Origin of the sequence: Streptomyces sp. NBC_01803 (assembly GCF_035917415.1) — a bacterium.
Lineage (GTDB): Bacteria > Actinomycetota > Actinomycetes > Streptomycetales > Streptomycetaceae > Streptomyces.
The window spans coordinates 3,631,929-3,640,000 of sequence record NZ_CP109073.1; the positions used below are offsets into that span (position 1 = coordinate 3,631,929).

Annotated in this window: 7 protein-coding genes; 2 read left to right on the plus strand and 5 right to left on the minus strand. The window is 71.8% G+C overall.

Translation table 11 applies throughout. The features are described 5' to 3' along the window. Positions 1–57 precede the first annotated feature (57 nt). Positions 58–864, plus strand: coding sequence for a pyrroline-5-carboxylate reductase (proC, locus tag OIE51_RS16460; protein WP_326598456.1), 807 nt, complete (start codon positions 58–60; stop codon positions 862–864). 238 nt (positions 865–1,102) lie between these two features. On the opposite strand, the gene OIE51_RS16465 is transcribed toward proC, so the two are convergent. The 5 genes from OIE51_RS16465 to OIE51_RS16485 all read right to left on the minus strand — a co-directional run bounded on the left by OIE51_RS16465 (position 1,103) and on the right by OIE51_RS16485 (position 7,154). Continuing rightward, positions 1,103–3,661 (minus strand): ABC transporter permease, encoded by a 2,559-nt coding sequence (locus OIE51_RS16465; RefSeq protein ID WP_326598457.1) that lies wholly within the window; start codon positions 3,659–3,661, stop codon positions 1,103–1,105. After that, on the minus strand, positions 3,658–4,413 hold the full coding sequence (locus tag OIE51_RS16470; RefSeq protein ID WP_326598458.1) for an ABC transporter ATP-binding protein: 756 nt from the start codon (positions 4,411–4,413) through the stop codon (positions 3,658–3,660). Before OIE51_RS16470 ends, OIE51_RS16465 begins: the two co-directional genes overlap by 4 nt. Before the next feature lie 122 nt (positions 4,414–4,535). Continuing rightward, complete coding sequence (locus OIE51_RS16475; RefSeq protein WP_326598459.1) at positions 4,536–5,540, minus strand: ABC transporter ATP-binding protein; 1,005 nt, start codon at positions 5,538–5,540, stop codon at positions 4,536–4,538. A gap of 5 nt (positions 5,541–5,545) precedes the next feature. Further along, positions 5,546–6,310, minus strand: coding sequence for an ABC transporter permease (locus OIE51_RS16480; protein WP_326600658.1), 765 nt, complete (start codon positions 6,308–6,310; stop codon positions 5,546–5,548). A gap of 31 nt (positions 6,311–6,341) precedes the next feature. Beyond that, entirely contained in the window at positions 6,342–7,154 is an 813-nt protein-coding gene (locus tag OIE51_RS16485; protein WP_326598460.1) for an ABC transporter permease, read from the minus strand. Positions 7,155–7,803: 649 nt separating this feature from the next. Between OIE51_RS16485 and OIE51_RS26990 the strand changes: the two genes are divergently transcribed. Then, positions 7,804–7,884, plus strand: coding sequence for an ArsR family transcriptional regulator (locus OIE51_RS26990; protein WP_442812058.1), 81 nt, complete (start codon positions 7,804–7,806; stop codon positions 7,882–7,884). Positions 7,885–8,072: the final 188 nt, after the last annotated feature.

Genomic DNA, 8,072 nt, shown 5'->3' on the forward strand with positions numbered 1-8,072 from the left:
GGATGAGCGCAGCACAGCCCCTCCCTCTTCCTCCGCACGGACAAGGTGAGCCGCGTCATGACCCACAAGATCGCCGTCCTCGGCACCGGAAAGATCGGCGAGGCGCTGCTCGGCGGCATGCTCCGGGCCGGCCGGGCACCCGCGGACCTGCTGGCCACCGTGCGCCGGGCCGACCGGGCCCAGGCGCTGCGGGCCCGGCACGGCGTGGAGATCGTGAGCAACGCCGAGGCCGCCAAGACCGCCGACACCCTCATCCTCGCCGTCAAACCGCAGGACATGGGCACGCTGCTGGACGAACTGGCCCCGCACATCCCCGCCGACCGGCTGATCATCTCCGCGGCTGCCGGGATCACCACGGCCTCCGTGGAGTCCCGCCTCACGCCGGGCACCGCGGTGGTGCGGGTGATGCCCAACACCCCGGCCCTGGTCGACCAGGCGATGTCCGTCATCTCCGGCGGCACGCACGCCACCGAGGAACACCTCGCGCACACTGAGGAAATCTTCAACGGCGTCGGCAAGACCATGCGGCTGCCCGAGTCCCAGCAGGACGCGGCGACCGCGCTCTCCGGCTCGGGACCGGCCTACTTCTACTACCTGGTCGAGGCCATGACGGACGCCGGAATCCTCCTCGGCCTGCCGCGTGACAAGGCCCACGACCTGATCGTGCAGGCGGCGATCGGTGCCTCCGTGATGCTGCGCGACAGCGGCGAACACCCGGTGACCCTCCGCGAGGCGGTCACCTCCCCGGGCGGCACGACGATCAGCGCGATCCGCGAACTGGAGAACCACGGCGTCCGCGCCGCCCTGATCGCCGCCCTGGAAGCGGCCCGCGACCGCAGCCGCGAACTGGCCACCGGCAAGTAGCCCCCACCCCCCGCCCTTTCCCGGCCCCGGTCGGTGGGCTGCGCGCGAAGCGCCCGCGGGCCCGCCCGGCGAAGCCCGGGCGGGCCTGCGGTCTGGTTCGGCCTGCGGTCTGGTTCGGCCTGCGGTCTGGTTCGGCCTGCGGTCTGGTTCGGCCTGCGGTCTGGTTCGGCCTGCGGCCCTCCCCACCAACGAAAAAGCCCGCCCACCCTCCCCGTGAAGGGAGGGTGGGCGGGGGATCTCAGTCCGTCGCGATCGCGCGGAGCACGTTCATCCGACCGGCCCGGAAGGCCGGGAGGAGGGCCGCCGCCAGGCCCACCACCGCGGAGCCGGCGAAGACCACCGCGATCGTGACCCACGGGATCTCCAGCACCCCGAAGCCCTCCAGCGCCAGCACCCGCTGCGCCGTCGCCCCCCAGGCCAGGCCGAGGCCGAGGCCGAGCAGCGCGCCGAAGAGGGCGATCACCACCGACTCCAGCCGCACCATCCGCCGCAGTTGGCGGCGCGAGAGGCCGATCGCCCGCATCAGCCCGATCTCCCGGGTCCGTTCGATGACCGACAGGGCCAGGGTGTTCACCACGCCCAGGACCGCCACGATGATCGCCAGCGCCAGCAGCCCGTAGACCAGGTTCAGCAACCCCCCGATCTCGTCCTCCAGCAGCTGCTTGTAGTCGGCCTGGTCGGAGACCTCGTACTGCGGGAACGGCTCCAGGCTCTCCTTCAGCGCCGCGTACGCCGCCGCCTCCTGGCCCTCCTCCGCGCTGGCGAACATCACCTCGTTCAACGGCATCAGCTCCGCCGGCAGATGCGCCCGCGCCGTGTCCTGGCTCAGATACATCGCGCCCTTGTCGAAGACCGTGTCCTCCGAGGTGATCGCGCCCAGCGTCAGCGTCACCGTCTCACCGCCCACGAAGCGCGCGGTCAGCCCGTCGCCCACCACCAGCCCGTGGTCCTCGGCGAACGACTCGCTCACCGACATGTGGTCCGGGGCGTACGCCGCCGACAGCTCGCCGGCCACCGTGTCCGTCCGCAGATCCTCCGCGTACGTCGGATCCGCCGCGACGATCTCCTCCACCGACGTCCCGCCGTCCGCCGTCGTCAGCTCCACCATCACCGACGTGTAGTCCGTGACATGGGCCAGCCCCGGCGTCGACCGGATCGCCTCGGCCGCCTCCGGCGTGATGAGCTGCTCCGACGTCGTGTCCACGATGAAGTCCGCGCCCACCGACCGGTCGAGTTGGTCGGACGCCGACGCCACCACCGAGGAGCCGACCACCGACAGCGACCCGACCAGCGCCAGCCCGATCATCAGCGCGCCCGCCGTGGCCCCCGTACGCCGCGGGTTGCGCCGCGCGTTCCGCCCGGCCATCCGGCCCACCGGGCCGAACATCCGCAGTACGACCGCGCTCAGCACCCGCACCACACCGCTCGCCAGCAGCGGCCCCACCACGACCGCGCCGATCAGCGTCAGCAGCAGACCGGCCGCCAGATAGAGCGACCCCTCCGACGCCTCGTCCGCTGACCCCGCCTCGAACAGCGCCGCCACGCCCGTGCCGGTCAGCAGCAGACCCAGCGCCGCCCGCACCTTCCCGGTCGCCACGTCCCCCGGCGTGCCCGCGTCCCGCAGCGCCTCCATCGGCGACACCCGACTCGCCCGCCGCGCCGGCAGCCAGGCCGCGACCACCGTGGACAGCACACCCACCGCGACGCCGACGGCCGGCGTGGTGGCGGTCACCGTCAGCTCGGACGTGTCCACGTTCACCCCGAGCCCGCTCATCAGCCGCATCAGCCCGATCGCGAGCCCGACGCCCGCGCCGACGCCGACCGCCGACGCGATGACCCCGAGCAGCAACGCCTCGATCAGCACCGAGCGGGTCACCTGTCGCCGCCCGGCGCCGATCGCCCGCATCAGCCCGATCTCCCGGGTCCGCTGCGCGACCAGCATCGAGAAGGTGTTGACGATCAGGAAGATGCCCACCAGCACCGCGATCCCCGCGAAGCCGAGCATCGCGTAGCGGATGATGTCGAGGAAGCCGAGGTCCTCGTTCATCTGCTCCATGTTCTCCGCCCGCGTCTCCACGTCGAAGTCCGCGCCGAGGCCCTCCCCGATCCGGCGCTTCAGCTCGTCGTCGGCGACGCCGTCGGCCGCCAGCACGTCGATCGAGCTGATCAGCCCCGGCCCGCCGAGCAGTTCGGTCCGCGCCGTCTCCGGCTCCAGCAGCACGTACGCCGCGCCCGGGTTCGTGCTGCGGAACTCCGCGAAGCCCGTCACCTCCACCCGGAACCGGCCCGGCACCGCGATGATCTCCAGCTCGTCGCCGATCGCCACATCGTGCCGCTCCGCCGTGTCCACGTCCACGAGCGCCTCGCCCGGCCCGCCCGGCGCCTCGCCGGACGCCAGCTCCATCGTGCGCTGCGCGGCGGCGCCCCAGTCGCCGCCGAACGTCGGTCCGGCCGAGGCGCCGATGTCGTCGCCGTCGGCGTCGACCACCGTGACGTCGTCGGTGAGGACCAGCCCGTCGGCCCGCTCCACGCCGTCGACGGCGCGCACCCGCTCCACCACCTCCGCGGGCAGCGTCGCCTCGCGGCCGGTGTCCTGCGCGTGCTCCTCCTCCGCCGGATCGACCGTCACATCGGCGGAGACGGCGTCGAAGAACGTGTCGAACGTCTTGTTGAGCGTGTCGGTGAAGATCAGCGTTCCGCAGACGAACGCCACGGACAGCACGATCGCGATGCCCGACAGCACCATGCGTCCCTTGTGCGCGAAGAAGCTCCGCAGGGACGTCCGCATGACCGTCATGCCGCCCTCCCCCGCGCGTCGAAGCGGCGCATGCGGTCCAGCACCCGGTCGGCGGTCGGCTCGCGCATCTCGTCCACGACGCGGCCGTCGGCGAGGAAGACGATGCGGTCGGCGTGGGCGGCGGCGACGGGGTCGTGGGTGACCATGACGATGGTCTGGCCGAGGTCGTCGACGGAGCGGCGCAGGAAGCCGAGGATCTCGGCGCCGGTGCGGGAGTCGAGGTTGCCGGTGGGTTCGTCGGCGAAGATGATCCCGGGGCGGGCGGCGAGGGCGCGGGCGACGGCGACGCGCTGCTGCTGGCCGCCGGACAGCTCGCCGGGCCGGTGGCGCAGGCGGTCGGTGAGACCGACGGTCTCCACGACCCGCCGCAGCCAGTCGGGGTCGGGTGTGCGGCCGGCGATGTCCATCGGGAGGGTGATGTTCTCGCCGGCGCTGAGCGTGGGCAGCAGGTTGAACGCCTGGAAGACGAAGCCGATGCCGTCCCGCCGCAGCCTCGTCAGCTTCTTGTCCCCCAGCCCGGTGATCTCGGTCTCCCCCACCCAGATCCGGCCGCTCGTGACCGTGTCCAGCCCCGCCAGGCAGTGCATCAGCGTCGACTTCCCCGACCCCGACGGACCCATGATCGCCGTGAACACCCCACGCTCGACATCCACCGACACGCCATCCAGCGCCACAACCCGCGTCTCACCCGTTCCGTACGCCTTGACCACACCCTCGGCCCGCGCGGCCACCGCCGTACGAGTCCCCCTCATAACCGTCGCCACGACCGGATCCCCTCTACTGCTGCTGAAACGCCTTGTCAGGTACGCACGCAACAGTGCCGTTCAGCGGGATCCGCGCACGATGGTGCGCGTCGCCGTATCCGGCCGGGGGTTTACCCCACCTCCTCGCCCCCGGCAGCCCCACCCAGCGCGTACATCCGCGCGATCACGTCCTCGATGTCGGGCTCCCGCAGCGACAGGTCGACCAGCGGATATCCCTCCGCGATCCGCGCCACCAACGGCGCCGCGCTCGCCGACGCCGGAAACGCCAGCCACTGCCGCGGTCCCTCGACCCGCACCGTCCGCGCCCCCGCCACCTCGATCGGCGCCAGCTCCCGCTCCAGATCCACCACCAGCGTCCGCTCGCTCTCACCCACCTCGTGCAGCCCCGCCAGCGCCCCGTCGTACATCAGCTGTCCGTGGTCGATCACCATCACCCGGCGGCACAGCTGCTCGATGTCCGTCAGATCGTGCGTCGTCAGCAGCACCGTCGTGCCCAACTCGGCGTTCAGGTCCCGCAGGAACCCCCGCACCTTCGCCTTGCTGATCACATCGAGCCCGATCGTCGGCTCGTCCAGATACAGCACCTCCGGATCGTGCAGCAGCGCCGCCGCGATGTCCCCCCGCATCCGCTGACCCAACGAGAGCTGCCGCACCGGCACCTCCAGCAGCGCCCCCAGATCCAGCAGCTCCACGCACCGGTCCAGATTCCGCCGGAACCGCGCCTCCTCCACCCGGTACATCCGCCGCACCAGACCGTAGGAATCCCGCAGCGGCAGATCCCACCACAGCGTCGTCCGCTGCCCGAACACCACACCGATCCGCCGCGCAAGCTTGGTCCGCTCCCGCGACGGATCGAATCCGGCCACCCGCAGCCGCCCGCCGCTCGGGGTCAGAATGCCCGTCAGCATCTTGATCGTCGTGGACTTCCCCGCGCCGTTCGGCCCGATGTAGCCCACCATCTCCCCGGGCGCCACCCGGAACGAGATCCCGTCCACCGCCCGCACCTCGTCCCGCACCCGCCGCAGCCCGCCGCCCCGCCGCCGACGACGGACCTGGAACACCTTCTCCAGCCCCTCCAGCTCGATCAGCGCCTCGCCGCCGTCACCCTCGCCCACACCGCTCAACTCCCCGTACTCCGATAGCTCCGCACACCCACCCGCCACACCAGCGCGGCCACCGCGCACATCACCGCCGCCACCGCCGGGGACGCGAAGTCCACCCATCCCGGCAGCTCCAGCGGATCGCCCCGGCCCAGCAGCCGCAGCGCGGGCAGCCAGTTGACGAAGGCGAGCGGCACGACGAACGTCACCCCGCGCACCAGCTCCTTCGCGAAGATCGTCGGCGGATGCTGGAGCAGCGTGTTCCCGCCGTACGTGAACGAGTTCTGCACCTCCGCCGCGTCCTGCGCGAAGAACTGGAACGCGCCCCCGATCGCGAACACCGCTCCGAAGATCACCGCACCCGCCGCCACCATCACCACCAGCAGCAGCACCCGCCCCACCGACCAGTCCAGCTCCAGCCCGACCAACGCCCAGCCCAGCACGAAGAGTCCCTGCGCCACCCGCCCGATCCGCCGCAGCGCGAACCGGTCCGCCGCCACCTGTGCGAACACCGGCGCCGGCCGCACCAGCAACACATCCAGCGTGCCGTCCCTGACCCGGCTACCGACCCGATCCAGATTCCCCAGCGACAGATCGGCCAGCCCCAGCGAGACGCTCGTCGTGCCGTACAGCAGCGCGACCTCCTCGACCGTGAAGCCGCCCAACTCCTCCACGTGCGCGAACATGATCAGGATGGCGACGAAATCCAGCAGCGACGACACCGCGCTGCCCAGCGTCATCAGCGCGAACGACACCCGGTACGCCATCGCCGACCGCATCCACATCGCCACGATCAGCCCGTAGGCACGCAGCCCCTCACCCACCCTGGACCACCACCTTGCGCGTCGCCAGGGACTGCACCACCCGCCCCACCAGGAGCAGCACCACCGCCCACCCCGCCTGGAACGCCAGCGCACCGGCCAGCCGAGGCCCCTCGTGTCGCTCCAGCAGCACATCCGCCGGCACCTGGAGCAGCGCCGACCACGGAAGCCAGCGCGCCACCTCGCCGAGCACCCCCGGGAACACCGTCAGCGGTAGCAGCATCCCCGAGAAAAAGATGGCCAGCAGTGTGCCGAGCATGTTCACACCGGACCCGTCCAGCAGCCAGAACGCGGCGAGCGCCACCAGATACCGGATCGCGAAACTGACGAGGACCGCCAGCGCCACCGAGCCGAGAAACAGCGCCCATGGCCCCGGCCGCGTCGGCAGCGCCAGCTCGAACGCGACCGCGCCCACCGCGAGCGGCACCACGCCCCGCCCCAGAAACTGGAACGCCCCGCGCCCCAGGTCGGACGCCAGCCACCACATCTGCAGATCGGCGGGCCGGTAAAGGTCGATGGCCACGTCCCCGGTGCGGATGCGTTCCTGCAGCTCCTCCTGGAATCCGCCGCCCAGCAGCGACACCGCGCCGATCAGCGCCTGGCTGACCCAGACGAACGTGAGCGCCTCCGCCTGGTCGTAGCCGCCGAGCCCCGGGCGCTGCGACCAGAGGGCGATAAACGTGTAGGCGAAGATGAAACCGAAGACGGTATTGGTGAAAATCCCGGCCGCCGTCGCGATCCGATAGGTCGCGTAACGCCGGAAACCGCTGGCCGAAACTGCCCGGTAGAGCCCGGACGCCTGCCGCATCGCCTTCTCCCCGCGCCGATTCCCGTACTCGGGACCACCACCACAAAGCGGCAGAGCTTAGCGGCGGGCGCCCGTCGACGGCTACCGCTTTTCGCCGTCGCCGTCGCCGTCGCCGTCGCCGTCGCCGTCGCCGTCGCCGTCGCCGTCGCCGTCGCCGGAGCGGAGGCCGGAGCCGTCGGAGGTGTTGAGGGAACACGTCCCCGTACGCCTCTCCCGCCCCCCGCCCGCGACGCGGCACGGATGGCACGAGCCCCCACCGGTGCGGACCACCCGGCACCGATCGCGCGCGAACTCAGCTGGACTCGCTCGACCCGATGCCCGATGCCCGATGAGCCATACGTCACAGCGGCCTGGAGATCTTCCGCCCGGACACCGCCCGCGGCAGCGGTCCCTCATCCCCACCGAGCCGGCCGAACGGGACCGGGCACGCGAACGGGCACCCGCGCGAGGCCGGTTGACCCTGTCTTTCGGCGAACGGCCGTCGGTCGATACCGCCCCCGGATCCTCGCGGACGGGCGGACCACCGCGACCGATCCGCGCGCCGGGCGAGGCGTCGCCTTCCTCCCCCCGCTCTTCGGCAGCCCGCACCCGCTGGGCCCGCACGCCGTGGGCCGACGGTCCCTCATCCAGTACCTCGTCGTCACCCCGGATGTCCGCGCCCCAGGTCTCCCGCCATCTGGCGGTCATGCGCAACGCGGGCCTGGTGACGACGAGTCGGCGCGGACGCTAGGCCCCAGCACCGGCGGGACAATGACGGCGGTGGCCCGCCTCGGCGGCGAACTCCTGGAGTCGATCCGGCGCTGATCAGCCCCAACTTGACACCGTAGGAGCCGGTCCGTAGGGTCCTTCGAGCTTGCCCGGAATACGGACTCCAACGCCGATTTGGCTCGGCCGACAGAATCCTCTACGGTAGTAAGC